Raw genomic sequence first — 25706 nt, 5'->3', positions numbered from 1 at the left:
TGAGGAGAGTCAATGCGAAAAGTGATCATACTCGGACTTGCTACTTTTTTAAGTGCAGCCGATTTATCGCAGGTGATTGAAAGCCCGGATGCAACGGCTATCTTAAAAAAAGATGCCCTTCCTGTGCCAAAGCAATACATTATGCCTGAAGGTTGTGTCAGCAACGAGAAAGCAGCCATTGCTCGTGGGCAATATCTTTTTCATAATCTAAACGGAAAAGATGCAAAAGAGAATCCGCCTGAGGGTATCAGTCGAAAACTGGCAGATGGAAAAGACAAACAATACGGGAATTGTGTTGCTTGTCATAACATCGAAGGGGCAAAAGGGTACGGTGATATCGGACCGGATATGAGTAAATACAAAGAACTCTACATGGACAGCGGTGTACGCAATGCGCAGTTTATGTATCAAAAAATCGCTGACCCGCGTCTTGATAACCCTCATACGCACATGACGGTAAATCTTGCTAACGGGTTGTTCAGTGAACGTGAAGTGTGTGATTTAGTATCCTATATCAGTGCAATAAAAAAATAATCATCAAGGAGAAACAATGGAAAGAAGATCATTTTTAAAAGGTTTTGGTGCGGCAGCGGCATGTGCGATTGCAATACCGCAAGTGGTAAGTGCGGCAGATGAGAAAAAAAATGGCGGTCCGAACGAAATGAGTTATGAGACGGCAGTTTCTGCTATCACCGGAGGCAAAGCACTTGTGGCTTCAGCTAAAGTCAAAATGGAAGCACCAGAAATTGCAGAAAACGGTGCAGTTGTTCCGGTGAAAATCACGGTAGATAGTCCGATGAGTGAAAAAGATTATGTTAAAGCGATTCATGTTTTGGCATCAAAAAACGGGAATGTTCGTTGTGCGAATATCTATTTGACTCCTGCTAACGGAGAAGCATACTTCGGAACCCGTATCAAACTCGGTGGAACTCAAGATGTTGTTGCTATCGCAGAGATGAGTGATGGAACGTTTTTGAGCACAAAGCAAAATGTAAAAGTAACTATCGGCGGATGTGGTTGAATTATCTCAACCATCACAAAACGATTTAAAGAAATAAGATAAAGGATAACCCATGGCAGAGATGAAAACACTAATTAAAATCAAACCGAAAGATTATAAAGCGGGTGATATCGTAAAAATCGATTTTATGGCAATGCACCCTATGGAAACAGGAATGCGTAAAAACAAAGATACCGGTGAATTGATTCCGGCGAATTATATCGATGAGGTGAAATTTTCATTCAACGATAAACTCATTACCAAAATGGTTATTTGGGAATCACTCTCGGTGAATCCGTTGATGTCAATCAGTTTTAAAGTACCGGGTGCCGGAACGCTCAAAGTTGTCGCAAAAGATAACAAAGGGCAAAGCGTAGAGAGTACGACGCAAATTACACCGAAAGGATAAATGATGCGTACTTTATCAATCAGTGCAGCATTGGTATGTCTGGCACTTTTGAGTTCGGTTCATGCAGAAGAGAAACTCAGTATGTCCGATGCGGACAAAGCAATGTATGCTGAACTCCTTGAAAACAATCCGGCTGAGATGGAAGTAGGAGAGGGCGAACAGCTTTTTAACTCTTTGATCGGATCAGCCGCTTATGCGAAAATGCTGGGCGTGAAAGAGAAAGATCTCCCGAAAACGATTGCAGGTTTTCCACGTTACGTTGAACCGGCAAAAAAAGTAGTGACCCTTTCTCAATCATTGCAAATGGCATTGGCAAATCAAGGCAAAGAAGTCTCTAAACTTGAAAGTCCCGAAATCATTAAAATGACGGCTTATATCAAGTCATTGGCGAATGGACAAAAAACCTCTATCGACGTTAAAGCCAATGCACACATGAAAGAGATGATGGCTCTTGGTCAGCAGGTGTTTGAAGAACGTCGCGGTGGACGAGGTCTATCGTGCAATAACTGTCACAGTGCCGATATCGTGGGACAACGTCTTCGTATGCAACCGCTTCCTGATTTGGGTGCAAAAGTGACGGCTGCAGCGGGAACATGGCCGGCATATCGTATGACACAAGGTCAAATGGTTACGTTGGATAAGCGTATGCAGCAATGTATGGAAAATGCTCTTTTGGCAAAAATTCCTCTTGGATCACGTGAAATGGTTGCGTTGGAAGTGTATGTTACCAACAAAACCAAAGGCAATGCGATCCAAATCCCCGGTTTGAAACGCTAAGGGGGAGAGAATGGATTTATCACGAAGAGACTTTTTTCATATTGCTGCCGCACTCGGACTTGGTGTGCCATCTTTGGCATCGGCCGGCAGTGCCGCAAAGCGTATTGATGAGGTAGGACTAAAAGATATTTATGGATTTAACGCACGCGGCAATGTGACGTTGCTTCATATCTGTGATATGCATGCACATCTCAAACCGCTCTACTGGCGTGAACCTTCAACATTGATTTCCGCTCCGAATCTTACGGGGACACCGGGCTTTTTGTGCGGTGAGTCGTTTTTAAAGCATTACGGCATGAAAGGTAAAACGCTTGATGCGTATTTCGATACGTTTATGAATTTTGATGCACTTGCTCATAAATTCGGGAAAATGGGGGGAATTTCACACATGAAAACCCTCATCAACCATATCAAAAAAGAGCGTGGAGCTGACAATGTATTGCTTCTAGATTCCGGCGATACGTGGCAGGGAACAGGTGTCGCGCTTAAAACGGGCGGTGAAGCGATTGTCAAAGCTCAAAATTATCTCGGTGTCGACGTAATGGTGGGTCACTGGGAATTCACGTACGGTAAAAAACGGGTCAAAGAGCTCATCGAGATGTTAAATGCGAAATTTATCGCTCAAAACGTTATCGGAGATGATTCGTTTGCGGATGATTTCGAAGAGTCGATTTTTGAACCGTATACGATTATGGAGAGAGGCGGAGCTAAGATCGGTATTATCGGTCAAGCGTTTCCGTTTACCTCTACGGCAAACCCGAAAGAGTTTACACAAGGGTGGAGTTTCGGTTTACGACTTGACACACTTCAAACATATGTGGATAAACTTCGTAAGGAAGAGAAAGTGGACTGTGTCGTTGTCCTCTCGCATGATGGGTTCAGCGTTGACCAAGAGGTTGCACGTCAAGTTAAAGGGATCGATTTCATCCTGAGCGGTCACACCCATGATCCATCACCGCAGCCGACAGTCATCAACGGTACGGTGATCGTCATTGCGGGAAGTCACGGTAAATATATCGGACGACTCGATATCGATATCCAAAACCATAAAGTCAAGGGGTATGAGTATAAACTCATCCCGGTGGCATCAAACCTGATTCCGGCTGATCCAGAGGGTGAAAAACTTGTCAAAGAGTTATATTCACCGTATGATTCGGAACTCTCCGAAGTATTAGGTATTACCAAAAATACCTTGTACAAACGTGATACGTTCCATTCGACGTTCGATCAGCTGATCAATGATTCGATCATCGACACTATGGACTCGGATATTTCGTTTACTCCAGGATATCGTTGGGGAACGACGGTTCTCGAAGGTGATTCGATCACCATGGACCACGTTTATGACATGACGGCTATCACCTATCCGAACGTGTATACGTTTGAATTGACAGGAATGCATATCCGAACATTGTTGGAAGACATTGCGGATAATGTATTCAACGCCAACCCGCTTTATCAACAAGGTGGAGATATGAGCCGTTTGGGCGGTGTGACCTATGAAATTCGTATCGGTGCTCCGAGCGGTAAACGGATTACGAATATCATGGTAGGCGGGAAACCTTTGAGTGATACGAAAGTATACAAAGTATCTTCATGGGGCGGCAATCTCCAAAATGCGGGAAGCAATCTCAAAGAACAGCTGACCCGTCCGGTATATGATGTAACCTCTGCATACATTCGTCGGCAAAAAAATGTTAATATAAGTGGTAATAGCAATGTCAAAATTATGGATTATGACTGCGGATGCCCGAAAAAAGGTGCTCGCGGCTGCTAAGCCATGCGCATAATGTAATCAAACTTAAGGAGTTAGGAATGAAATTAGTGAAATTGAGTATGGTAGCAGCGGCTACCTGTTTGTTGGCAACGTCAGCGTATGCACTTAAAACAGAAGATCGCGTGCTCAAAGCAAATTATCAAGTTGAATATACAAAAGCACCGGGTTCAGTAAATTCTTTTACTGAAATGTTTACAGAGGGTGAAGTATATGGCCGGTTACGTTCGAATATGTTCTGGTGGGATTGGGATACTGAAAAAACATCTGGATCAAGCCAAACACGTGATAACAATATGTGGGGACTTGGGGGAAGTGTTGTCTATAAAACCGGTTTTTTCCATGGTTTAGGTGCAACAGCAGGATTTTATGGGACTGTTCCTATGCATAGAGACAATATCGACCCTGCAGTAGCGAATACAAACTTTGGTAAAGCAGGTAAAGATACCTATCATACACGACGTGATGGCACTGAAGGTGCAATGGGGAATTTTGCCGAAGCTTATTTGGAATACAAAAATGGCAAAACGAATGTTAAAGTTGGGCGACAAGGGATCGATAGCATCATGATTGCGACCAACGACACAAAAATGATTCCGAATACCTTTGAAGCTGCTGTGATTGAAAATAAAGATATTCCTGACACGACCATTCGTGCTGGATATATTACGGCTCAAAAATTACGTGATCACCAAGAATTTCATAGTTTAATTGCCAGCGGAGCTGACAGTGCAACTTTAAGTACAGATAAAACGGCATACAATGATGATTCTGGGACACATAAAGGATTGTCTGCATACAATATTCGTACTAAAGGTGGGGGTGATGTTGATCCTGAAATGAAATTGTTGACAGTTTCTAACAAATCAATCCCGAATTTAAAACTTGATGGTGAGTATATCGGACTCCAAGGATTTTTTAATACCGTAATCGGTGAAGCAAATTATCAAATCAAACTGAATGATTCTTGGACATTGACCCCAGGTATTCGTTACTTAAAACAAATGGATGATGGCGCAGGATATATTGGTGGTGCATCGTTAAGCGGAAGCTTAAGAGCTATTCCAGTGGGGACCGCTTCAGGCGGATATAAAGATGCACGTAATGCGGATGGTAGCATTATCATGGCGCGTTTGGTTGCGGCAAGCGGACCGTTAGAATTGTCTGCCGGGTACTCAAAAATCTCGGATGATGCGGATATTATCGCTCCATGGCGTGGATTTCCGACAGGTGGATATACCCGTTCAATGGCGCAAGTTGACTGGATCGCAAACACGAAAAACTGGGCTGTAAAAGCAGTATATGATTTCGGAAAAGCAGGATTGGTTCCAGGATTGCTGGTTGCAGCGGATTATGAAAATATGAATTTTGATGATAAAAAAGCATTTACATCAACATTTACCGACCGTACAATTTTCCATGTAGATGCAACACAAACGTTTAAATCGTTGCCGAACACAGAGTTTAAATTTCGTTTTGCAACTGTAAACGCTGATCCGGCATATACGAGTGCAACAGTTCAAGGAACGGTTGATAATAACTCGTATAACGAATATCGTTTTGAAATGAATTATCTCTTCTAAAGGCTGAATGATGAAAACGTTGTTGGTTGCTTTTCTGTTCACTGTATCGAGCTTGAGTGCATTTGAGTACGCACTTAAACCGGTTCGAGTCACTTCAAACGTGCACTGTTTTTTTGGTGCGCCTGAAGTGATGAATAAAACCAACAACGGCAATATCGTAAACAGCTGTTATGTCGATGCAGGTGAGGGATATATAGTCATTGATACGGGTCCCTCGTATGCATACGCCGAGTCGGCATACAATGCAATGAAAAAAATCAAACCGCTACCGGTTAAACTCGTCATCAATACCCATATTCATGACGATCATTGGCTCGGTAATGGATTTTTTACCCAAAACGGAGTTAGTGTTGTGGGTTCGGATGACTTTTTGCACAATGTAAATGTGCATGAAGCGACACGAATGCAAAGTACTATTTCCCCGGAGGCGTACAAAGGGACGGAGATGAGCCTTCCAAGCGAGATGATTTCGCAGAGTACACGTAAAAAAGTAGGCAATCTCGATGTTGAATTGAAAATCATTCCTAGAATGGCCCATACGACAAAAGATTTAGTGGTCTATTTCCCAAAATTAGGTGTTTTGTTTGCCGGAGACTTGGTATTTAATGATCGACTTCCGTCTGTCAAAGGGGGAAATATCAACGGATGGATTACAACCCTTGAGGAACTTGAAGCGATGGGAGCATTGCACGTGATCGGCGGACATGGACGCAATAGTGACAAGAACAGTTCGAAAATGACCCATGAATACCTTTCACAAATGCGTTCCGAAATCCGTTCGGCGATCGATTCTGGGATGGGTATTGATGAGACAATCAAAAAAGTACAGATGCGCGAATATCGCTCACTAAAACTGTACGATGCAATGCAAGGCGGAAACGTTGAAGCTTCGTATCGGGTTTTGGAATGGGAACAATAATGAAACGCTTTATCGTACTCTTCTCCTTTTTATCGGTACTTGCTTTCGGTGATGTCCGTTTGGCGGAACCGATTCCGACGATGGAAAAACCGCGAGAAGTGGTTATGGGGATCAGTCATGGGGATGATGAAGCAATTCACCACGGTTTGAGTACTGCGAACAATATTCTCAAATTTTACGGACCTGAGAAAATTCACCTGCGTATCGTCGCGTACTATCACGGTATCCGAACGTTGCTTAAAAGTGAAAAAGATATTGCGGTACGCGTCAGAGCGTTGCAGCAATACGGTGTCGAATTCGTTGCATGCGGCAATACGATGGAGACTAAAAAAATCACTCCCGATCAGCTCGATGATGATGTCGAAATTGTCAGTGCAGGGATTGCAGAAGTGATCGAACGTGCCACAGAGGGCGCATTTTATATTCAACCATAGGAGTCAGTATGAAAAACATTGTTTTGTTATTAGTAATAGGAGTTTTATCTCTCTTTGGGGGAGATTTGCATTTGATCAGTGTTCCGAACGCTGATGGAAAAGTCAATGCAGGCGTCATTGAAAAAGCCCTGGAAGCGAACGGTTTTGTGATTTCGGCGAACAGTGAGATGAACGGTCCGTTTATGAAACAATTCGGACAAAGCGATTTTGCTCAATTCAATCTTTTGACGGGATTTCATAAAAAGTTAGCGGCGTCATTGGTGAAATCACATCCTGACGCAGGGATTTTCGTTCCGATGGGATTTGGGATCTATCAACGTAAAGATGACAAGGCTCTTCATGTTTCGGTGCTAACAGCAAAATCGATGAAAAAAATCGCAGGTTTTGATGCTCCTGAATTTGCATTGATCGAAAAAGAAGTCTTGAATACTCTCAAAAAAGCATTACCGAGCGCGAAATTTAGTGTAAGTGAAGCATCTTTACCATCTGAGGGAAAACTATTAACCAAATACGTACGTACAACGAGCGCTGAGAGTTGGTCAGGTGACAAAGAGAACACTGAGATGATGATTGAAGAGGGATTGAAACCGGCTGGATTTGTATTGTCTAACTTTACTGACTATAACTTTATCCTGAACGAAAGCAATACACCAAGTCCATTTAACTTTTATGATACTTACTCAATCTGTAAATTAAAAGTCATTTATACGGTAGCAAAAACGCGTCCTGAAGCCGCAGCTTTTGCTCCGTGTTCATTGATGGTATACAAAAAGAAAGATGCAAACGAAATCGTAATGGGTTTCCCGGGTGTTTATAACTGGATGAGCAGTGCTCGTGTAAATGATGCAGAAGCAAAAGCAGTATTACTTCAGGCGCAAAAAGATTTTGAAGCCGTACTCCAAAGTACGCTTGAATAAGTTAATTTAATTTTTTATTAATACTAATCATCTTATACTGAGACTAAGTGAGGTATAAGATGATCAAGTCTATTTTTATACTCTTTTTAGCTCTTGTCTCTTTGATGGCTTCTGTTGAAGCGCAATCTTCATTATCAAAAAAGCCTACAGCTGTGATAGGTGTTTTAGCGTTTCGTTCTAAAGCCGAGACACTTCACGAGTGGCAGCCTTTAGCCGATTATTTGAATACACAAATTTCTACCCATTCTTTTACAATTCGACCTTTGAGCTATGCTGAGTTTAACGATGCGGCAAAAGCCAATGAACTCGATTTTATGTTCACCAATCCCGAACACTATATCTACCTTTCGACAAAATATGATGCTACACGGATAGCGACATTGATTCGAACAAATATTGGAGGTAAAGAGCTAACAGAGTTTGGAGGAGTGATAATCAGCCGATCTAACCGCAGTGATATCAAAAATCTCAATGACATCAAAGGGAAAAGAGTTGCTGCGGTTGATGAACTCTCACTGGGAGGCTATTTGGCACAGCGGAAACTTTTCGAGGAGAACGGTATTAATATTGTCGATGAAACAACCATTGCTTTTGTTGATATGCCGCACGACAAGGTTGTGTATAGTGTTGAAAGAGGGGCTTCGGATATCGGATTTATTCGAACCGGTGTACTGGAAAAAATGGCAAAAGAGGGGAAAATCAAAAGAGAAGATTTTAAAATCATCCATCCGGTTGATAACTTTCCATTAGCTCTTTCTACGACGCTTTACCCTGAATGGCCATTTGCATCCACCAAAAAAACAAACCATACTTTGGCAAACAAAGTGGTCGTGGCATTGCTCAAGCTCCCTTATGGTTCAGATGTTACTAAAAAAGCAGGATATTACGGATGGAGTATCCCCTTATCCTATGAGGGAATTCGTACGATGATGCAGGAGTTGCGGGTAAAACCTTATGATACGCTTCCCCGTTTTTCTCTTCATGATGTTATTACCCGATATGGTTTATATATCATACTTTCTCTCAGTATGGTAATCATTCTTTTGATTTTTCTGGTGGGTAAAATGAGACAATTGACGAATCGATTGCATTTCAAATCGGTATCACTTGAAAATCAGGTTCAACTTGTTCAAGCACATGAAAAATCATTGCGCCGTGCTGCGGGAGTTTTCCATAATTCGCGAGAAGGTATCGTTATAACCGATACCAAAAAATATATTATCGAAGTGAATGAAGCATTTTGTGAGGTTACGGGGTATGCTCGAGAAGAAGTAATCGGACAAAAACCGGTTTTATTACGTTCGGGAATTCATGAAAAAGAGTTTTATAACAAACTGGACGAAGCGATTCGGGTGAATGCCTCCTGGCGCGGAGAGATATGGAACAAGAAAAAAAGCGGTGAACTTTATGCCGAGTTCTTAAGAATTGATGCAATACGTGACAAAGATGGGAATGTAGAAAACTACATCGGTATTTTCAGTGATATTACCGAGCATAAAATACGTCAAGAGCAGCTACACCATATGGCCAATTATGATCCGTTGACCAATTTGCCGAATCGTCATCTTTTCCTCACATTGGCAGAGCAGATTCTTTCGTTTTCAAAGCGAAACAAGACAAAAGCGGTTATCTCATTTTTGGATTTGGATGGGTTCAAAAATATTAATGATACCCACGGGCATGATGCGGGTGATAATTTATTGCGTCAAGTCTCTCACCGTTTGGAAAAAGAGCTTCGACAAAGTGATGCCATAGCTCGAATCGGGGGGGATGAGTTTGTTATCATTTTTAGTGATATCGCTTCGATCAAAGATGTCCATCCGCTCTTTGAAAGAATCTTAAAAGCGCTTAAAGAACCGTTTTTGGTGAACGGAAAATTTATGAGCATCGGGGTGAGTATCGGCGCGGCATTTTATCCTGATCACGGAGATGAAATTGAGATTTTGGTCCGCCACGCCGATGCAGCGATGTACCTATCAAAAGAGAACGGTCGAAACCAAATAACCTATTTCGATCAAGAAAAAATGGGGAGTGAGATGGTATAATCGGGATATTTTTGCCATCCAGGCTAGTTAGAGTTTTTAATGCCCTCATCCTTGATCGAATCATCGTCACATATCGTTTTAGTTGCCCATATCAATCCCGATGCTGATTCTTTGGGAGCGGCATGCGCTTTTTACTCCTATTTGCTCAGAAGTCAAAAAAAGATAAGCCTATTTTGTACTTCAAACGATATTGATCAACGATTGGCCTTTCTGCCATGGTTTGATAAACTAACGCAACGTTTTCCCGTCGATGCGGATTGCGTGATTTGCTTTGATTGCGGTAGTTACAGCCGGCTTGGTATCGATACGACATTACCGTTGATTAATATCGATCATCATGCAAGTAATGACGGGTATGGAACCCATGCGATTATCGACGTTTCAGCGATGAGTACAACCCAAGTCGTTTATGAGTATTTTGTTGCCAATAGCGTAAAAATCAATGGTAAAATAGCGACTGCGCTTTATGCCGGGCTACTTGATGATTCAAAATGTTTCAGTCTGGGCAAATGCGATGCAAAAACATTTGCAATGGCGCACCACCTGATTCAATCAGGTGCTGATCACGCTATGTGTACCGATTGGCTCTATCGTCGCCGTTCATTGGCATCGTTACGCCTGAAGGGGAAACTGCTGAGTCAGATGAAGCTTTTGAGCGATGGAAGAGTTGCTTTATTTGAAGTGACACTTGGATTGTTGGAAGAGACGGGTGCAACACTTGTTGAGTGCAAACAGATTTTGGATGAAGCTCTTGAGATGAGATTTATTCAAGCGGCTTTAATGATCATTGAACATCCGAGGGGTGGATCAAAAATTTCACTTCGAACCGATGGAGAGGTGAATGCGGCAAAAATTCTAAAAGAGTTCGGCGGTGGTGGTCATGCTACGCGTTCAGGAGCTCGGTATAAACAAAATAATGATAGTGAACTTATCAAAAATTTAATAACCATGATAACAAAGGAGTTGGTGTGAGAAGAGGCCGAAATAATTCGGGATTGATCGGATGGATCATAGGAGCTGCAGTAATAGGGATATTTGCATTTATGGGCTTTTCACCTTTGTTTGAACGTGATGAACCAAAAGTGAGTATTTCGCAACAAGGATATTGGAATTTTAGAGATCCGATTCATGTCAATGTAGAAGATGCAAGCGGTTTGAAATCGTTTAGAGCTACGATTACAACGCCTCATGATGAGTGGGTAGTCTCGGATCAAACAGCTCCTGCAAAAGAGGTCAAACAAGCATTTGATATTCTCCCTCCAAATGGCGTTCGCCGTGTAGAAGCCGCATCTGTTGTACTAAAAATTGAGGCAACGGACAACAGTTTGTGGGGCCTTTTTATGGGGAATACCTATAAAGAAGAATTTACCCTCGTGATTGACCAACATCAGCCGTCTCTCTCAATTGTTGCCAACTCATACAAAATTCAAAAAGGGGGTTCTGCAATCGTCGTTTTCAAAGCTGAAGATGCCAATCTGGAAAGTTTGAAAATTCAGACCAATTTCGGGAAGACTTTTATTGCACAACCGTTTATTAAAAAGGGGTATTACGCTTCTTTGGTCGCTTGGCCGGTTCAAGAAGCAAGTTTCAGTGCGACCGTCGTAGCACGCGATAAAGCGGGCAATGAAGCAAAAAGCGGTGTTCCGTTTCGTTTGAAAGACCATGCTTACAAAGTGTCCAATATTGAACTCAGTGATCAGTTTTTGGAAGGGAAAATTGCCGAACTTGCCAATACCTATGAACAAACGGCGGGAGTGGATGATCGTTTGCAGCAATTTAGCATCATCAATGAAAAAGTGCGTAGTGATAATGAAAAAATTATTCATGATATCACCTCAAAGGTTTCACAAACGTTGATTCCTGATTTTAGACCTGCCCCTTTTTATCCGTTGGTAAACGGTCAAAAAGTTGCCGATTTCGGAGATCACCGTATCTACAGCTATAAAGGTAAAGAGGACCTCTCTAACGCATATCATATGGGCCTTGATTTGGCAAGTGTCCATATGGGGGTCATTACATCATCCAATAGCGGTAAAGTGGTTTTTTCGCAGCCAAACGGTATTTACGGTAATCTACCGATTATTGATCATGGATTGGGATTATTTACGCTATACGGACACTGTTCTGAAGTGAATGTACAAGAAGGCGATACGATTGTGCCGGGACAACAAATCGCGAAAAGCGGCTTGAGCGGATATGCGATGGGAGATCATCTCCATTTTGGAATTTTGGTACAAGGGATCGAAGTACGTCCTGAAGAGTGGATGGATAGCAAATGGATTGCCGATAATATTACAAGTGTAATTGATACTGCGAAGGTTTTTATTAACCAACGCTGAAACACGGTATAATTTTATTATTAAATGTTTATGAACGAGGGAAACACCCATTATGATGCAAACAACAATAGGTAAAAGTGTTGAACTCGTAGGGATCGGACTACATCGCGGATCACCCGTAAAGTTGCGCCTTGAACCGCTTGGTGCCAACAGCGGTATCGTCTTTTATCGCAGTGATGCTGGAATTTCTATTCCGTTGACCCCCGAAAACGTGGTCGATACAAAAATGGCAACCGTCATTGGGCGTGATGGGGTAACGATTTCTACGATTGAGCATATGCTCTCAGCGATCTATGCCTATGGTATTGATAACCTTCGCGTCATTGTTGATGCGGATGAAATCCCGGTGATGGACGGTTCATCCATGAGTTTTTGTATGCTGCTTGAAGAAGCAGGTGTGATCGCTCAAGATGTTGCTAAAAAAATTATGCGGATTAAAAAAGAGGTGATGGTTCAAGAGGGGGATAAGTACGTCAAATTGATCCCTTCTAATGACATGAATTACGATTTTACAATCAAATTCTCTCATCCTGTGATTGACCGTCAAAGCTATGTATTAGCATTTACCAAAGAAAACTACAAAAAAGAGATAGCACGTGCACGAACATTCGGATTCGTTCATGAAGTGCAGTATCTCCGTTCAAAAGGTCTTGCCCTCGGCGGTAGTTTGGAAAATGCGGTTGTATTGGACGATAAAAAAGTTCTCAATCCAGAGGGGCTTCGTTTCGGGGATGAGTTTGTTCGCCATAAAATTCTCGATGCGATCGGTGATATGTCGCTGATTGGGATGAACTTTATCGGAAATTACGAAGCATTTGCGGGGAGTCATGATTTGAACCACAAATTGACTCTGGAACTGCTAAAAGATCCTGAAAATTATGAGATTGTAGAATTAGCGACTGCCGAATCCAAAGAGTTGGCCAAAGCATATGCATGATGCGCTGGTGATTGCGCTGGGTTCTCCTCTTTTAGTCGGTATCTATAAAGAGGGTACCTTGGTAGAAGAGATCAAGCAAGAGGGGATGAGTTCCGATCTGCTTCCTGAAATTTTTGATTCATTGCTCAAAAAATACAGTTTTTCGAATCTGATCTATGCCAAAGGTCCCGGAAGTTTTATGGGGATCAAGGTTACCTATCTTTTTTTAAAAACCCTGAGTATTACGAAAAAAATTCCCCTTTTAGCGACAGATGCGTTTTTTTTCAATCAAAATAGTCCCATCAAAGCAGTTGGAAAGCTCTATTTTGTTAAAAATAGCTCAGTCATTGAGTTAAAACCGATAGAGACACCTGAAATCATTGCGTTTGAACTCCCTAAATACATCGATTTAGAAAATTTTGATGCGGACAATCTTCCCTATTATGGGATTGATGCCGTAGGATAAGGAAATTATTTGTTCGTTAGTGTACCTGCAACAAGTGCCAATTTAGGACCAGGATTCGATTCATTAGGACTTGCTGTTGATTTACGTAACCAAGTAGAATTGGTGCCGTCACGTTTTTTTGCTGTTTCGATCAAAGGAGAAGGGGAAAACAACCCGCGTCTCAAAGGGAACAATCTGTTCGTCTCCATTTTTAACGAGCACTACCGCCGTTTGACGCAAAAACGTCAAAATTTCAAATTTACTTTTTACAACCAAATTCCTATGTCCAGAGGGCTTGGAAGCTCATCAGCAGTCATCGTGAGTGCGATCAGCTGTGCGCATGAAGCGGCAGGGGTAAAAGTTTCCAAACGTCGTATCCTCAATCATGCATTGGTCTATGAATCCCATCCCGACAATATTACTCCGGCTGTTATGGGTGGCTTTAATGCAGCGATGGTGGAGAAACAAAAAGTATTTTCTCAACAAAAACACCTCCCTGATTATCTCAAAGCGGTAGTCGTCATTCCGAATAAACCGATTTCAACCGCGAAATCCCGGACAACGCTTCCTAAATCGTACAGCAAAGAGAATGCGGTATTTAATCTTTCGCATACGGCGGTTACGGTAGGGGCATTTTTTAATGAAGATTGGGAGATGCTTCGTCTGGCTACCCAAGATCGTTTTCACCAGAAAGTGCGGATGAAAATGTTACCGGAACTCTTTGCCGTTCAAAAAATGGCATACGACAACGGAGCTTTGATGTCGACTCTATCAGGAAGCGGATCGACATTTTTTAACATGGTTTACGACCAAGATGCACAAATGTTGGCCGATAAATTCAAATCGGAATTCAGTGATTTTGAGGTTAAAATTTTAAGTTTTGATAATGACGGTTTAGTGGTTGAACGCTAAAAAACGAAGTATAATCTCTCTATTTGAGGCGGCCCATTGCAATCGCAGTTAAGAGGGCTTTGCCTAAACAATGAAAATAAAAGAAAGTATTGGATATAATGGCGCAAAAGTTACATCAGCCTATACGTATGTGTGTGGTTTGTCGTGAGCGTTTTTCGCAATCTTCACTTTTGAGACTGCAGTGCCGAGCAGGTACATTAGAACCTTTCAGTCATCAAGGGAGAAGTTTTTATTTGTGTCGTGACTGTGTAGAACACAAAAAAACTCCGGGCCAACTTGCCCGACAATGCAAAAGCGGCGCGACGGTAGAGCTAATGAATCGGTTAAAGGAGATCATCGTTAATGATGGATAAAGTTAGAGTTCATGAAATTGCCAAAGAGCTTGGTATCAATTCAAAAGAGGTCGTGGATAAAGCAGCCGCAATGGGACTGAATGTTAAAACGGCCTCAAGTTCGGTTTCGATTGAAGAAGCTGAGCAAATCATGAACTATATCATGAGTGGGGCATCAACAGAGACCGCTGCACCGAAGTCATCTCCAAAAACAGCTGTGCAAGAAGAGACACAAACTCCGGTTACTCCTGTAGAAACGGTGGTTACTATGGTGAATACCGCTCCAGAATCACGTGAAGAAGCGGTTCCAGAAACTCCTTCAATCGATGAAGAAGCACCAAAACGCTCTGGTTTGAAAATTGTCAAGAAAAAGCGCCCGCAGGAAGAAGAAGTAGTGGCTCCTGTAGTACAGACAAGTGCATCGTCCGTATCAAGCTACGGAAAATTGAGTGAGCAAGCTCAACGTGAATTAGAAGCAAAACGTGCTAAAAAAGCACAGAATAACAATGCTCCGGTACAGAAAAAAGATCAAGGTGTTAAACTTGACATTTTTGGCGGCGGTATTTCTGATATTTCAATGGATTACGAAGATGACCAAATCGTATTGATGGACTTCAATGATTTGGGCGCTAAAGTTGAACCGGAAGAAGAACAAAAACCGAAAGAGAAAAAACCGATTGGCCGCAATTCCGGTAAAAAACAGGGTGCAAATAGAAATAAACCGCGTCAAGTCTCTCGTGAAGCACGTAAAAAATATACACGTGACGTCAAAGAAGACGAAGTTATTACCCATGTTGAAATTCCTGAAGACATCCGTGTTTATGAATTTGCCGACAAAGTGCGTCAACCACTCTCAGAAGTGATCAAAATTCTTTTCAACCTCGGTATGATGGTAACCAAAAATGATTTCCTCGGAAAAGATGAAATCGAAATTTTGGCAAGTGAATTCGGAATCGAAGTAACCACGATTGACCCAAAAGATGCCTTTAACCTCGAAGAGATGTACGAAGAAGCGACAATCGACGAAGAGGGAATGGAGGAACGTCCTCCGGTTATCACGATCATGGGACACGTTGACCACGGTAAAACATCACTCCTCGATGCGATCCGAAATGCGAAAGTAGCACACGGTGAAGCGGGTGGAATTACACAGCATATCGGTGCCTATTCAGTAGAGCAGCACGGTAAATTGATCACATTCCTCGATACTCCGGGACACGAAGCGTTTAGCTCTATGCGTGCTCGCGGTGCACAATTGACCGATATTATTGTTATCGTCGTTGCGGCAGACGATGGCGTGAAACCGCAAACGCGCGAGTCAGTTAAACATGCTCAAGAAGCAAAAGTACCGGTAATCGTCGCAATCAATAAAATGGACAAACCGGGTGCTAATCCGGATATGGTAAAAGCGCAAATGGCCGAACTCGGGCTTAACCCGGTCGATTGGGGCGGAGATATTGAGTTCGTTGGTGTATCGGCAAAAGCGATGACGGGTATCGATGATTTGCTCGAAGCGATTTTGCTCCAAGCCGAGATCATGGAACTCAAAGCAAATCCAACCAATATGGCTAAAGCCGTCGTCGTTGAATCGACATTGGAAAAAGGACGCGGGCCGGTTGCTACCGTTATCGTTCAAAACGGTACCCTCAAAATCGGTGACAACATTGTGTGCGGAAGTGCATACGGACGCGTTCGTGCATTAATCAATGATCGCAAAGCGCAGCTCAAACAGATTGGACCGAGTGAAACAGCTGTTGTTGTAGGTCTTAGCGACGTTCCGCCATCGGGTGAAATATTGATGGTGGTAGAAGGTGACAAAGAAGCACGTGAGATTGCACAAAAACGATACGAATACGATCGTCACCGTGAACTTTCACACAGTACGAAAACAACCCTTGACGAATTGAGTTCGTTGATTGCGGAAGGACGTTTGAAAGCGCTTAAAGTGGTCCTTAAAACCGACGTTCACGGATCACTCGAAGCAATTAAATCAGCTCTTTCTGAATTACGTAATGAAGAAGTTAAAGTTGAAGTGATTTCGAGCGGTGTCGGTGGAATTACCGAAAATGACGTGGCACTCGTGAATAACAGTGAAAATTGTGCATTGATCGGATTTAACGTCCGACCGACAGGTAATGTAAATGCCCTAGCAAAACAAATGGGAATCAAAATTCAAACGTATTCGATCATTTATCAATTGATCGACGACGTTACGGCAATGTTGACCGGCATGATGGCTCCGCAGTTCCGTGAAGAAAATACCGGTCAAGCAGAAGTTCGCGATACATTCCCGATGCCAAAAGGCGGCGGAACAATCGCAGGGTGTGTCGTTGTTGACGGTAAATTGGTACGTGGCGGAATGGTTCGCGTTATCCGACAGGGTGTTGTTATCCATGAGGGCGATCTCACTTCATTGCGCCGATTTAAAGATGATGTCAAAGAAGTTACCAAAGGGTTTGATTGTGGTGTTGTTCTCAACGGATACACCGATGTCAAAGTGGGCGACGTCATCGAGACCTTTACCAAAATCGAGAAAAAAGTATCCCTGTGACACCGGCGCAAATCAAACTCAAACGGACCGAATCGATCCTAAAAGAGCTGATTCCCGAAGCGATCAGCCAGCTTTCCGATGCGCGTGTGCGTGAGGTGGATGTGATCGATGTTCATTGTTCGCGTGGACGAAGTGATGCAAAAGTGTATCTCGATCCACACGACTATACTGCCCAAGAACAAGCCGCATTTTTGAAACTGCTTGAAAAAGCCCGTCCAATTATCGAAGAACATTGTATGAAGGATCAGGGGTGGTTTCGTAGTCCACGGATGACTTTTGTTTTCGACGATACGCTTAAGCGTAGTCAAAATATTGAAGCGTTGTTTGCCAAAATTGCCAAGGAGAAAAAAAATGAGTCTTGAATCAGATATCAAAAAAATGGTTGAATCAATCGGCTTGTCTTTATACGATGCGGCTATTTTGAATGAAAACGAAAACACTATTTATCGTGTCAGTGTAACTGCACCGGGTGGAGTGAGTTTGGACCAATGTGTCGAAGCAACGCATCTGATCTCTCCGCTTTTGGATGTTACCCCTCCAGTCGGAGGAGAATACCGTCTTGAAGTGAGCAGTCCCGGGATTGAACGTCGCCTCAAAACCTTAGAGCATTTTGCCCAGTCAATCGGGGAAAAAGTTGTTTTTTCAACCGTAAATAAAGAAAAATTTGATGGTGAAATGGTCTCTGCCCAAAACGAAGAGATTACCATCAAAACGAAAGAGGGAGAAACGCATACTGTCCCCTTTCGCTCTATCAGCAAGGCAAAAACTTACTTCGAGTGGTAATGGATACCTCTGTAGCCCACCACGCTATGACCCTCGCTCTTAATGCAGCGTGGGACTATCAACTTCTTACTTTCCCTAACCCTGCTGTCGGTGCTGTTTGCATCGGTGAATACGGTGAAGTTCTATCTATCGGTGCGCATAAATTTGCAGGCGGACCTCATGCAGAAGTCTATGCATTACGCGATGCCTATACGCTTCTCAGCGGTGATAACACAATAGCGCACAGCGATGATTCTCACGCAATACATGATTATCTAAGAGCACATCACAACGGACTATTTCATTCGATCTCAATGGCAGTGACGCTGGAACCGTGTTCACATAGCGGTAAAACTCCTTCATGCGCATTGTTGGTCCGAGATTTAGGGATCAAAGAGGTATTTATAGCATGCATGGACCCAAATCCCGAAGCGGCAAACGGAAGAAAAGTTCTCGAAGATAGCGGGATTAAATGTAGATTCGGTGTCATGGAAACAGAGGGAAAGGTACTATTGGAACCTTTTGTTCAATGGCAAAAGAACCCGTTTGTATTTTTCAAGTGGGCGCAACGTTTAGATGGTACCATAGATAAAGGTATTATCAGTTCAGAATCTTCACGGAACCACGTACATACGCTTCGCGATAAGTGCGATTTGATCGTGATCGGAGGCAATACGGTGCGCAGTGATCGCCCAACTCTCGATGCACGGCTGGTCGAGGGGAAAGCCCCCGACGTCTTGATCTACTCACAAAGCAGTGATTTTGATAGAACAATCCCACTTTTTAGTATCCCTAACCGTCACGTATTTATTGAACCAACATTTGAGCGAATCAAAGAGTATCGTTTGGTAATGATAGAGGGGGGTGCAGGAATGTTTGAAGCATCTCGTGAGGTATGCGATTGGCATTTGAGTTACATTGCACCGAAAATCGGTGGGGGATCACAAACTCTTGGAATGGTGCAAGAGGATTTTGAGGTTCTTAGCGCTAAAATCACCGATAATATTATCCTTTGGATGAAAAATAAACAATAATTTAGAAAGCACGCAAGCGTGCGTGAGCTTTCTGCCGGCGTATAAAGGATCAAAATGACCAAACAAGAAAAAATCGTATCGATGTTTAATGATATAGCGCCGACGTACGATCGAGCAAACCGTGTTTTGAGTATGGGTGTCGATACGTTTTGGCGTCGGCGTGCGTGCGATTTGGCGTACGGTTATTGCAATGCCTCTACGCTTGATTCCATCGTTGATGTCGCGTGCGGTACGGGTGATATGATGGGTTACTGGCGTCGCCAGGCCGATAAAAACGGTGTTGCTGTTTCAAAAATTGTAGGAGTTGATCCATCAGAGGGGATGGTGGGTGTCGGACGGGAAAAATTTCCGGAACTTGCATTTCATATTGCTCCGGCGACTGAACTTCCACAAGGAGGTGCAAGTGCGGATATTATCAGTATTTCGTACGGGATCCGCAACGTAGTCGAGCGTCAAGCGGGGTTGCGGGAGTTTAACCGCGTTCTAAAACCGGGCGGTCTTGTGGTTATTCTTGAATTTATGAAAAATGAAAATCCCTCAATGCTCGGTAAAGTGCGTGATTGGTATATGAATAATGTTCTTCCGCGTATCGGTGGATTGATCTCCAACAACTACGAAGCGTACCGCTATCTTCCCGATTCTATCGAGGGTTTTTTGACGGTTGCGAAAATGAGAGCAGAACTCGAAGAAGCGGGATTTGAGATGCTCTATACGAAAAGCTTCTCGATGGATATTTCGACACTAATGATTGCCCGTAAAAAGTAAACGCAATGGCAACAACCCTTAGTGTCTCTTCTCTCAATGAGCAGATCAAGACACTGCTAGAAACCTCTTTTGAATTTGTCAGTGTCGAGGGAGAACTCTCCCGTATTACCCACCATGGCAGCGGACACATCTATTTTACTCTCAAAGACAACGATTCCTCCATCAAATGTGTGATGTTTAAAGGGAATGCCGCACGGCTAAAATTTCGTCTCGAAGAGGGTGCACATATTATTTTGCACGGCGCACTTTCTCTTTATAAACCGCGCGGAGAGTATCAGATTAATGCCTTTAGTGCTGAACCCTATGGAGTCGGGGCACTTGCAGTGGCATTTGAACAACTAAAGACCAAACTCTCCGAAAAGGGGTATTTTGATCCTTCACATAAAAAAGCTTTTCCAAAATTCCCTCAAACAATCGTTTTGGTTACTTCGGCAACAGGCGCAGCATTGCAGGATATGCAGCGTGTTGCTTCCCATCGTTGGCCACTGATCAAACTCATCGTCTTAGACGTATTGGTGCAGGGTGAGCGTGCAGGGTCTCAAATAGCCGATGCATTGCTCTATGCCGACACGTTGAATGCGGATGCGGTTGTCGTCGGACGGGGCGGCGGCAGTATCGAGGATCTATGGGCGTTTAATGAAGAGATCGTAGCGGATGCTATATTTGCGATGACTACTCCGGTGATGTCAGCGGTAGGGCATGAGATCGATTGGGTCATCAGTGACTATGTCGCCGATATGCGTGCTCCGACACCGAGCGCGGCGATGCAGATGCTTCTCCCTGACCAAAATGAGTTTACACAAAGTATCGATGAGATGCAACTCAGAGCGCTTAGCATGATCCAACAGCAATTAGCACGTAAGCGGGACCAATTAAGCGCTATGGCAGAGGGGTTTAAACGCAACGGAATTGAATACCGTTTGGAGAGTCAAAAAGAGATCGTTACGGAGTTAAAAAAGCGTTTTGAGATGCAGATACTACAGCGGTTGCAGCGTGCCATGAGTGAGATACCGACCCTCAAAGAGGCGATGGAAAGAGGGACTATACAGCGGTTTAGAGAGAAAGAGTCGCTGATTATGCATATGAAAAACAGTTTTGAATCACACCATCCAAAACACAAAAACAAAAGCGGATTTGCGCAAATCGCCCGTGATGGAAAAGTAATCGATTTGGATACCTTGAGTGTCGGGGATCAATTTGAGGCGATGAACGACCGCAGAGTCGTCCGATCGGAAGTGAGAGAAATTATTTCAATGTAACGGGTGGGAAGTACATGTGAGCCAATGATGCTCCCTCCGCCGCGAATTGCTTCAAAAATTTGTCCATAGGGTCTTCTTTATTCCAGATCGGTTCTTGAACCTTGCTCAACTCTTCGACCCGTTTTTTGGCATCAAACTCGACCCCGATACGATCGATAAGCCCTACTTGTTTCGCTTGTGCAGCCGTAAAGATATGCGCATCAGCGTACTCACTGCTGCGGTTTACATCGAGTTTGCGGGCACGTGAGACATCAGCAACAAACATAGTATATGTTCCGCTGATCACTTTATCAAGTTCGGCCCGCTCGACATCGCTCCATTCGCGATCAAACGTCCCTACTTGTTTGTAGGTACCGGCATGAACCACTTGGGTTTTGACTCCCACTTTGTCCATAAGTTCTGAAATATCGGCGCCCTCCATGATCACACCGATAGAGCCGATCATACTGCCGGGATTGGCGATGATCTCATTGCCCCAGATAGCGGAGTAGTATCCGCCGCTTGCCATGATCCCCGCGGCGTAGATGACGGTCGGTTTGGTTTCGGAGAGACGTTTGATCGCATAGGCGATTTCGACTGAAGGGGCAACGGCACCGCCGGGAGAATCAATGCTGAAGAGCACCCCCTTGACCTCTTTGTTTTCACGGGCCTCATCGATTTGGGTTACGATAGTGGTAGCATCCAAAATCGGTCCGGTAAGGGCGATTTTTTGGAGATTATGGGGGGTGATTCCCGCTTCTCCGGAGGGGAGAAGAAGCCATAGAACGATTAGCACTAATACGGTAGCTTTGAAATGGGATTGTATAAATTTAAGTCCGGTTGCCAGACAGCTACCGATTTTTCGGATGATCTCCATCATTTTGCTTTTTCCCCTTGGATATAAACCGATTCAATAGTATGCGGCTGCGTGATCAGATGGATCGGCAGCTGTTCGTTGATCGGATACTCGATCCTCATCACTAAAAAATCGGCATCGAATGTTGGGATGATTTTACCACAATTCAGACGCAATGCTTCTGCCGCATCGGCGGTAACACTCTTCCATAATTGTTGTGCGAGGTTGAGCAGATTTTCATGCGGATGGATGAACAGAGCGATTTTCATCTCTTCGAACAGATCGAGTGCATAGTTGGAACTGAGGCCATCGGTACCGCATACGAAGCGGATATTTTTTTCATTCAGACGTGATACATCGAGTACACCGTTACCCAAAAGGCGGTTGGAAATCGGACAATGGATAATCGTATGATTGGCTTCGGAAAGTATTGATAGCTCAGCATCTTTCGTTTGGACTGCGTGAGTAAAGAGGGTAGGAATTTCATTAAAATAACTCAAAAACTCCTCGGAAGTATTGGCAGCTTGGGTCTGTTTGAGAAAATTTTCAAAGAAAGGGCGGAATGCTCCACTGTTGTCATCGAGCCATTCGCGTTCAGCAGTACTTTCGAGTAAATGGGCGGTGACACGAAGCTCTTTTTCACGAGCATATTTGAGGGCTTTTTGGATCAAGATACGGTGGGCAGAGTAGGGAGAATGGATGGCAATTGAAGGGTAAAATCCCTCCCGTTCTATCTCTTGGGAAGCAAAGAGACGCTCTTGAAAATCGGCATATAGAGCATCTGCCATGGCGGGATCGGAGCCGATCAATTCATTGAAATAGACCACTTTTTGGGAAGCCGCCGCACAAGGATTCAAGTCAAATCCATAGGAACTTACCGCGCCAAAAGCGGTGATTCCGTTGCAGAGCATCGTATGGATGGCTGCGGAGATACAATCATCATCACATTCATTGATAAGATCATTGCGAGAAGCGATAACGCTGGAGAGCCATGGCATGAATTCGCCATATGTCAGAGTGGAACGATTGGCACTGAACTCCAGATGTACATGGGCATTCACAAGTCCGGGGATGATGAGGGAGCCTTCTCCCAATGAATGACATGATTCACCGAAACGAGCCCGCAAATCCTCATGAGAGGAGATTTCAAGAATCGTTTTGTCGAATACGATACCGTGATCACGTAGAATGACATCATCGCTGAATATGGCATCGGCTAAGAATATTTTCATAAGAGTACAGTTTCCATTTAGAATATTTAATGAGTGCAATTGTATCACAGGGAATCCTTTCGATACATCTTAAAGAGTATTGCGTTATAATAATGGGTTAGGTAAAGCAAAAAGGGAAAGATTGAAAATACTTGTTGTCGATGACTCTAAATTAGCACGTATGTTTCTGATTAAAACGTTGAGAGAACTGGAACCTTCCGCCAAAGTGTTGGAAGCCGAAAACGGTTTGGAAGCAGTTGAATTGTTTAAAGTTGAAAAACCGGATGCCGTTTTTTTGGATCTGACCATGCCTGTAATGGACGGCTATGAGGCGTTGAACGAGATTATAAAAATGGATACTAAAGCGCAAGTTGTCATTGTTTCTGCAGATATTCAGGCTCAGGCACAATCTACGGTTCTCGCATCGGGTGCCAAAATGATGGTTCCAAAACCGATTAACAGTGAAAAGATGTTGTCTGTGTTACAGCAACTTTCTATATAAAAAAAAGAGTTAAGCATGCACCAAAACGGGTTTACTGACGATCATCTCGATATGCTCCGCGAATTGATGAATATCGCGATGGGAAATGCGACGGCGAGTATTGCCGATTTGCTGGAAGCATTCGGAAAAATGCACATCCCTCAAATCATGATCAGCGATATGGAAGGGTTGGATGGTTATATTCAGCAGTCCATCCCAAAAGATCAGCGCAATTATGTAACCAAACAGCTTTTCGGCGGAGAGTTTAGCGGAGAGTTTTTATTTGTCATCTCTGAAGAATCAGCAATCCATTTGGGGCATCATCTCTATGATGTCGATCAGCCTTCGGATGGTGATATTTTAGATGCTGTCATCGAATTGACGAATATTTTGAGTGCAACGATGATTAGCCGTTTGACCGAAGAACTGCATACCAAAGTGCAGTTTTTTGTCCCCTCTACCGAGGTGGTTGATGGGAATGCGCTGATCAGCCAAGAAGACATTATTAATTATCACCGAATTATTATCATTAGCACCCAAATGGAATTCCAGCACCAAAATATCAACGGGCAGATTTTTATTTTGACCAAAGATGGAATGATCGGCAGTCTCAAAGATCTGATCGATCGCAAACTTGAAGAGTTGTACGCGTAATGGTTACCATCACTTATCCGAATGTTCTCCTTGATGCTCTGGAAATCGGTGTTATGATCATCGATGAGACATTTGAAGTGCGCTATTGGAATCAATGGATGGAGATTAATACATCCGTCCGATCGTCCGATATCATCGGGAAAAATTTACATGCGTTTTATCCCGATATTGATTACAAGGTACTCTCACGCAAAATTCGAACGACGCTTAGACTCCAATCTCCGACCTTTTACGATGCATCGTTGCAAAACCGGTTTATTGAGATTCCCCGAACGAAGATCACCACATCGTTACTCAAATATATGCAGCTGCAGGTAACAATTTCTCCGTATGATGTTGAAGAAAACTTAGTGATGGTATCAATCTACGACATCAGTGATCTGCATGAGCTCAAATTAACATTGCAGTCTCAAATGGAAAAAATTTCAGAGCTTAACAGCGAACTGCACCGCGATAAAATGATCATTGATGCTAATTTGTTGATTATCAAGATAGATAGCGAGTGTCGAATCGTCGAAGCAACGCAGGCGTTTTTGGAATTTTTTGGATATCAATCTGAAAATGTGGTGGGTTCAAAGCTTGCTGAAGTATTCGGAGATGCTTCTGTCGATTTTGATACGGTTCAAATTTGTGACGCAATCGCATCGCAAAAGAAGTGGTCTGGAGAGGTAAAAGCACGTTTACACGATGAAGAGCAAGTGTGGTTTGATGCGGTAGTTACCCCTTTTAATGAAGAGAACGATGCATTTTGCTACACCGTTATCTTTAATGACATCAGTGACAAAAAACGGATTGAACTTTTATCGATAACCGATCCGTTGACCAAGCTGTACAATCGACATAAATTTAATGAAGTGTTTGAAAATATGGTTCAGCGACGTCATTGGGACGAGAACCATACATTCGGGCTGATCATCGCAGATGTCGATTATTTTAAACGGGTTAATGACACCTATGGGCATCAAATCGGAGACAAGGTTTTGATCGAAGTCGCACATGCCTTTTCCGAAACGATCCGAATCGGTGATATTCTTGCACGTTGGGGCGGTGAAGAGTTCGTCTGTTTACTCCCCGCAGTTGACAAGGCAAAAGCACTCTATGTTGCAGAAAAACTCCGTTTGGCGGTAGAACAGCTCGATATTCAAAACGTCGGAAAGGTGACAGCTTCATTCGGTGTTACGATATTCACAGCGGGAGATACTCAAGAGAGTATGATGCATCGAGCAGATTCATCACTCTATCGAGCAAAAGAAAACGGCCGCAATCGGATCGAATGCCTTTAAGCAATAGAGGAATTTAGTTCCTTATAATATAGAACCACTTATAATCTATACTCAAAAATACCAATCAAG

27 protein-coding genes are annotated in these 25706 nt (G+C 43.3%); 25 read left to right on the top strand and 2 right to left on the bottom strand.

Annotated features, from left to right (window positions below; genetic code table 11):
- Positions 1–12 precede the first annotated feature (12 nt).
- The 22 genes from soxX (at position 13) to xseA (ending at position 21173) form a co-directional block, all read left to right on the top strand.
- Positions 13–534, top strand: a complete 522-nt coding sequence (gene soxX, locus CJD30_RS00990) for a sulfur oxidation c-type cytochrome SoxX (protein ID WP_294915419.1) — start codon at positions 13–15, stop codon at positions 532–534.
- A gap of 16 nt (positions 535–550) precedes the next feature.
- Positions 551–1021: a thiosulfate oxidation carrier protein SoxY gene (gene soxY, locus CJD30_RS00985; RefSeq protein WP_294915418.1), complete on the top strand. Its 471-nt coding sequence runs from the start codon at positions 551–553 to the stop codon at positions 1019–1021.
- Between the two features lie 52 nt (positions 1022–1073).
- Entirely contained in the window at positions 1074–1409 is a 336-nt protein-coding gene (gene soxZ / locus CJD30_RS00980; RefSeq protein ID WP_294915415.1) for a thiosulfate oxidation carrier complex protein SoxZ, read from the top strand.
- 3 nt (positions 1410–1412) lie between these two features.
- Entirely contained in the window at positions 1413–2186 is a 774-nt protein-coding gene (gene soxA, locus CJD30_RS00975; RefSeq protein WP_294915413.1) for a sulfur oxidation c-type cytochrome SoxA, read from the top strand.
- Positions 2187–2196: 10 nt separating this feature from the next.
- Positions 2197–3963: a thiosulfohydrolase SoxB gene (soxB, locus tag CJD30_RS00970; protein WP_294915411.1), complete on the top strand. Its 1767-nt coding sequence runs from the start codon at positions 2197–2199 to the stop codon at positions 3961–3963.
- A 38-nt stretch (positions 3964–4001) separates the two neighbouring features.
- A complete protein-coding gene (locus CJD30_RS00965) occupies positions 4002–5543 on the top strand; it encodes an OprD family outer membrane porin (RefSeq protein ID WP_294915408.1) in 1542 nt (513 codons plus the stop codon).
- 10 nt (positions 5544–5553) lie between these two features.
- On the top strand, positions 5554–6462 hold the full coding sequence (locus tag CJD30_RS00960) for an MBL fold metallo-hydrolase (protein ID WP_294915406.1): 909 nt from the start codon (positions 5554–5556) through the stop codon (positions 6460–6462).
- Positions 6462–6896: a DsrE family protein gene (locus CJD30_RS00955; protein WP_294915404.1), complete on the top strand. Its 435-nt coding sequence runs from the start codon at positions 6462–6464 to the stop codon at positions 6894–6896. The genes CJD30_RS00960 and CJD30_RS00955 overlap by 1 nt, the downstream gene beginning before the upstream one ends.
- Positions 6897–6904: 8 nt before the next feature.
- Positions 6905–7813 (top strand): DUF302 domain-containing protein, encoded by a 909-nt coding sequence (locus CJD30_RS00950; RefSeq protein WP_294915402.1) that lies wholly within the window; start codon positions 6905–6907, stop codon positions 7811–7813.
- Positions 7814–7872: 59 nt separating this feature from the next.
- Entirely contained in the window at positions 7873–9858 is a 1986-nt protein-coding gene (locus tag CJD30_RS00945; RefSeq protein ID WP_294915400.1) for a diguanylate cyclase, read from the top strand.
- 39 nt (positions 9859–9897) lie between these two features.
- Positions 9898–10830: a bifunctional oligoribonuclease/PAP phosphatase NrnA gene (locus CJD30_RS00940; RefSeq protein WP_294915398.1), complete on the top strand. Its 933-nt coding sequence runs from the start codon at positions 9898–9900 to the stop codon at positions 10828–10830.
- The gene (locus CJD30_RS00935; RefSeq protein WP_294915396.1) at positions 10827–12197 is read left to right on the top strand and encodes a M23 family metallopeptidase; all 1371 of its coding nucleotides are present in this window, start codon (positions 10827–10829) and stop codon (positions 12195–12197) included. The genes CJD30_RS00940 and CJD30_RS00935 overlap by 4 nt, the downstream gene beginning before the upstream one ends.
- A 52-nt stretch (positions 12198–12249) precedes the next feature.
- The gene (gene lpxC, locus CJD30_RS00930) at positions 12250–13134 is read left to right on the top strand and encodes a UDP-3-O-acyl-N-acetylglucosamine deacetylase (protein ID WP_294915394.1); all 885 of its coding nucleotides are present in this window, start codon (positions 12250–12252) and stop codon (positions 13132–13134) included.
- Positions 13127–13579, top strand: coding sequence for a hypothetical protein (locus CJD30_RS00925; protein WP_294915392.1), 453 nt, complete (start codon positions 13127–13129; stop codon positions 13577–13579). Before lpxC ends, CJD30_RS00925 begins: the two co-directional genes overlap by 8 nt.
- Positions 13580–13588: 9 nt before the next feature.
- A complete protein-coding gene (gene thrB / locus CJD30_RS00920; protein WP_294915390.1) occupies positions 13589–14470 on the top strand; it encodes a homoserine kinase in 882 nt (293 codons plus the stop codon).
- Between the two features lie 98 nt (positions 14471–14568).
- A complete protein-coding gene (locus tag CJD30_RS00915; RefSeq protein WP_294915388.1) occupies positions 14569–14823 on the top strand; it encodes a DUF448 domain-containing protein in 255 nt (84 codons plus the stop codon).
- Positions 14813–17353: a translation initiation factor IF-2 gene (infB, locus tag CJD30_RS00910; protein ID WP_294915386.1), complete on the top strand. Its 2541-nt coding sequence runs from the start codon at positions 14813–14815 to the stop codon at positions 17351–17353. Before CJD30_RS00915 ends, infB begins: the two co-directional genes overlap by 11 nt.
- Positions 17350–17715: a 30S ribosome-binding factor RbfA gene (gene rbfA, locus CJD30_RS00905; RefSeq protein ID WP_294915384.1), complete on the top strand. Its 366-nt coding sequence runs from the start codon at positions 17350–17352 to the stop codon at positions 17713–17715. The genes infB and rbfA overlap by 4 nt, the downstream gene beginning before the upstream one ends.
- Positions 17705–18136: a ribosome maturation factor RimP gene (locus tag CJD30_RS00900; RefSeq protein WP_294915382.1), complete on the top strand. Its 432-nt coding sequence runs from the start codon at positions 17705–17707 to the stop codon at positions 18134–18136. Before rbfA ends, CJD30_RS00900 begins: the two co-directional genes overlap by 11 nt.
- On the top strand, positions 18136–19149 hold the full coding sequence (ribD, locus tag CJD30_RS00895; RefSeq protein ID WP_294915380.1) for a bifunctional diaminohydroxyphosphoribosylaminopyrimidine deaminase/5-amino-6-(5-phosphoribosylamino)uracil reductase RibD: 1014 nt from the start codon (positions 18136–18138) through the stop codon (positions 19147–19149). The genes CJD30_RS00900 and ribD overlap by 1 nt, the downstream gene beginning before the upstream one ends.
- Positions 19150–19203: 54 nt before the next feature.
- The gene (gene ubiE / locus CJD30_RS00890) at positions 19204–19914 is read left to right on the top strand and encodes a bifunctional demethylmenaquinone methyltransferase/2-methoxy-6-polyprenyl-1,4-benzoquinol methylase UbiE (RefSeq protein WP_294915378.1); all 711 of its coding nucleotides are present in this window, start codon (positions 19204–19206) and stop codon (positions 19912–19914) included.
- Positions 19915–19919: 5 nt separating this feature from the next.
- Positions 19920–21173 carry an exodeoxyribonuclease VII large subunit gene (xseA, locus tag CJD30_RS00885; RefSeq protein WP_294915376.1) on the top strand — a complete coding sequence of 418 codons (1254 nt, stop codon included), beginning with the start codon at positions 19920–19922 and terminating at the stop codon, positions 21171–21173.
- Here the strand turns inward: xseA and sppA are convergent.
- Both sppA and CJD30_RS00875 read right to left on the bottom strand, forming a co-directional pair.
- Positions 21160–22032 carry a signal peptide peptidase SppA gene (sppA, locus tag CJD30_RS00880; protein ID WP_294915374.1) on the bottom strand — a complete coding sequence of 291 codons (873 nt, stop codon included), beginning with the start codon at positions 22030–22032 and terminating at the stop codon, positions 21160–21162. The genes xseA and sppA overlap by 14 nt on opposite strands.
- Positions 22029–23240, bottom strand: a complete 1212-nt coding sequence (locus CJD30_RS00875; protein ID WP_294915372.1) for an aminofutalosine deaminase family hydrolase — start codon at positions 23238–23240, stop codon at positions 22029–22031. The genes sppA and CJD30_RS00875 overlap by 4 nt, the downstream gene beginning before the upstream one ends.
- A 121-nt stretch (positions 23241–23361) precedes the next feature.
- On the opposite strand from CJD30_RS00875, the gene CJD30_RS00870 reads away from it, so the two are divergent.
- From CJD30_RS00870 to CJD30_RS00860, 3 genes are read left to right on the top strand one after another with little or no spacing between them, the layout of a single operon-like run.
- Complete coding sequence (locus CJD30_RS00870; RefSeq protein ID WP_294915370.1) at positions 23362–23721, top strand: response regulator; 360 nt, start codon at positions 23362–23364, stop codon at positions 23719–23721.
- 15 nt (positions 23722–23736) lie between these two features.
- Positions 23737–24354 (top strand): chemotaxis protein CheX, encoded by a 618-nt coding sequence (locus CJD30_RS00865; RefSeq protein ID WP_294915368.1) that lies wholly within the window; start codon positions 23737–23739, stop codon positions 24352–24354.
- Positions 24354–25637 carry a diguanylate cyclase gene (locus CJD30_RS00860; RefSeq protein ID WP_294915365.1) on the top strand — a complete coding sequence of 428 codons (1284 nt, stop codon included), beginning with the start codon at positions 24354–24356 and terminating at the stop codon, positions 25635–25637. Before CJD30_RS00865 ends, CJD30_RS00860 begins: the two co-directional genes overlap by 1 nt.
- Positions 25638–25706 lie beyond the last annotated feature (69 nt).

This window comes from Sulfuricurvum sp. PD_MW2, from assembly GCF_002633015.1.
Classification (GTDB): Bacteria; Campylobacterota; Campylobacteria; order Campylobacterales; family Sulfurimonadaceae; genus Sulfuricurvum.
Note: the sequence above shows the minus strand (reverse complement) of the source record. Positions and strands in the feature narration are given on the sequence as shown.

Excerpts from the sequence above, each read along its gene's own strand:
- CJD30_RS00860 (WP_294915365.1), top strand. The coding sequence starts at position 24,354 with ATGGTTACCATCACTTATCCGAATGTTCTCCTTGATGCTCTGGAAATC.
- CJD30_RS00900 (WP_294915382.1), top strand. The coding sequence starts at position 17,705 with ATGAGTCTTGAATCAGATATCAAAAAAATGGTTGAATCAATCGGCTTG.
- sppA (WP_294915374.1), bottom strand. The coding sequence starts at position 22,032 with ATGATGGAGATCATCCGAAAAATCGGTAGCTGTCTGGCAACCGGACTT.
- soxB (WP_294915411.1), top strand. The coding sequence starts at position 2,197 with ATGGATTTATCACGAAGAGACTTTTTTCATATTGCTGCCGCACTCGGA.
- soxA (WP_294915413.1), top strand. The coding sequence starts at position 1,413 with ATGCGTACTTTATCAATCAGTGCAGCATTGGTATGTCTGGCACTTTTG.
- CJD30_RS00955 (WP_294915404.1), top strand. The coding sequence starts at position 6,462 with ATGAAACGCTTTATCGTACTCTTCTCCTTTTTATCGGTACTTGCTTTC.
- infB (WP_294915386.1), top strand. The coding sequence starts at position 14,813 with ATGATGGATAAAGTTAGAGTTCATGAAATTGCCAAAGAGCTTGGTATC.
- xseA (WP_294915376.1), top strand. The coding sequence starts at position 19,920 with ATGGCAACAACCCTTAGTGTCTCTTCTCTCAATGAGCAGATCAAGACA.
- CJD30_RS00875 (WP_294915372.1), bottom strand. The coding sequence starts at position 23,240 with ATGAAAATATTCTTAGCCGATGCCATATTCAGCGATGATGTCATTCTA.
- CJD30_RS00950 (WP_294915402.1), top strand. The coding sequence starts at position 6,905 with ATGAAAAACATTGTTTTGTTATTAGTAATAGGAGTTTTATCTCTCTTT.
- CJD30_RS00865 (WP_294915368.1), top strand. The coding sequence starts at position 23,737 with ATGCACCAAAACGGGTTTACTGACGATCATCTCGATATGCTCCGCGAA.
- CJD30_RS00940 (WP_294915398.1), top strand. The coding sequence starts at position 9,898 with ATGCCCTCATCCTTGATCGAATCATCGTCACATATCGTTTTAGTTGCC.
- ubiE (WP_294915378.1), top strand. The coding sequence starts at position 19,204 with ATGACCAAACAAGAAAAAATCGTATCGATGTTTAATGATATAGCGCCG.
- soxX (WP_294915419.1), top strand. The coding sequence starts at position 13 with ATGCGAAAAGTGATCATACTCGGACTTGCTACTTTTTTAAGTGCAGCC.
- CJD30_RS00965 (WP_294915408.1), top strand. The coding sequence starts at position 4,002 with ATGAAATTAGTGAAATTGAGTATGGTAGCAGCGGCTACCTGTTTGTTG.
- soxZ (WP_294915415.1), top strand. The coding sequence starts at position 1,074 with ATGGCAGAGATGAAAACACTAATTAAAATCAAACCGAAAGATTATAAA.
- CJD30_RS00945 (WP_294915400.1), top strand. The coding sequence starts at position 7,873 with ATGATCAAGTCTATTTTTATACTCTTTTTAGCTCTTGTCTCTTTGATG.
- ribD (WP_294915380.1), top strand. The coding sequence starts at position 18,136 with ATGGATACCTCTGTAGCCCACCACGCTATGACCCTCGCTCTTAATGCA.
- CJD30_RS00925 (WP_294915392.1), top strand. The coding sequence starts at position 13,127 with ATGCATGATGCGCTGGTGATTGCGCTGGGTTCTCCTCTTTTAGTCGGT.
- lpxC (WP_294915394.1), top strand. The coding sequence starts at position 12,250 with ATGATGCAAACAACAATAGGTAAAAGTGTTGAACTCGTAGGGATCGGA.
- soxY (WP_294915418.1), top strand. The coding sequence starts at position 551 with ATGGAAAGAAGATCATTTTTAAAAGGTTTTGGTGCGGCAGCGGCATGT.
- CJD30_RS00960 (WP_294915406.1), top strand. The coding sequence starts at position 5,554 with ATGAAAACGTTGTTGGTTGCTTTTCTGTTCACTGTATCGAGCTTGAGT.
- CJD30_RS00915 (WP_294915388.1), top strand. The coding sequence starts at position 14,569 with ATGGCGCAAAAGTTACATCAGCCTATACGTATGTGTGTGGTTTGTCGT.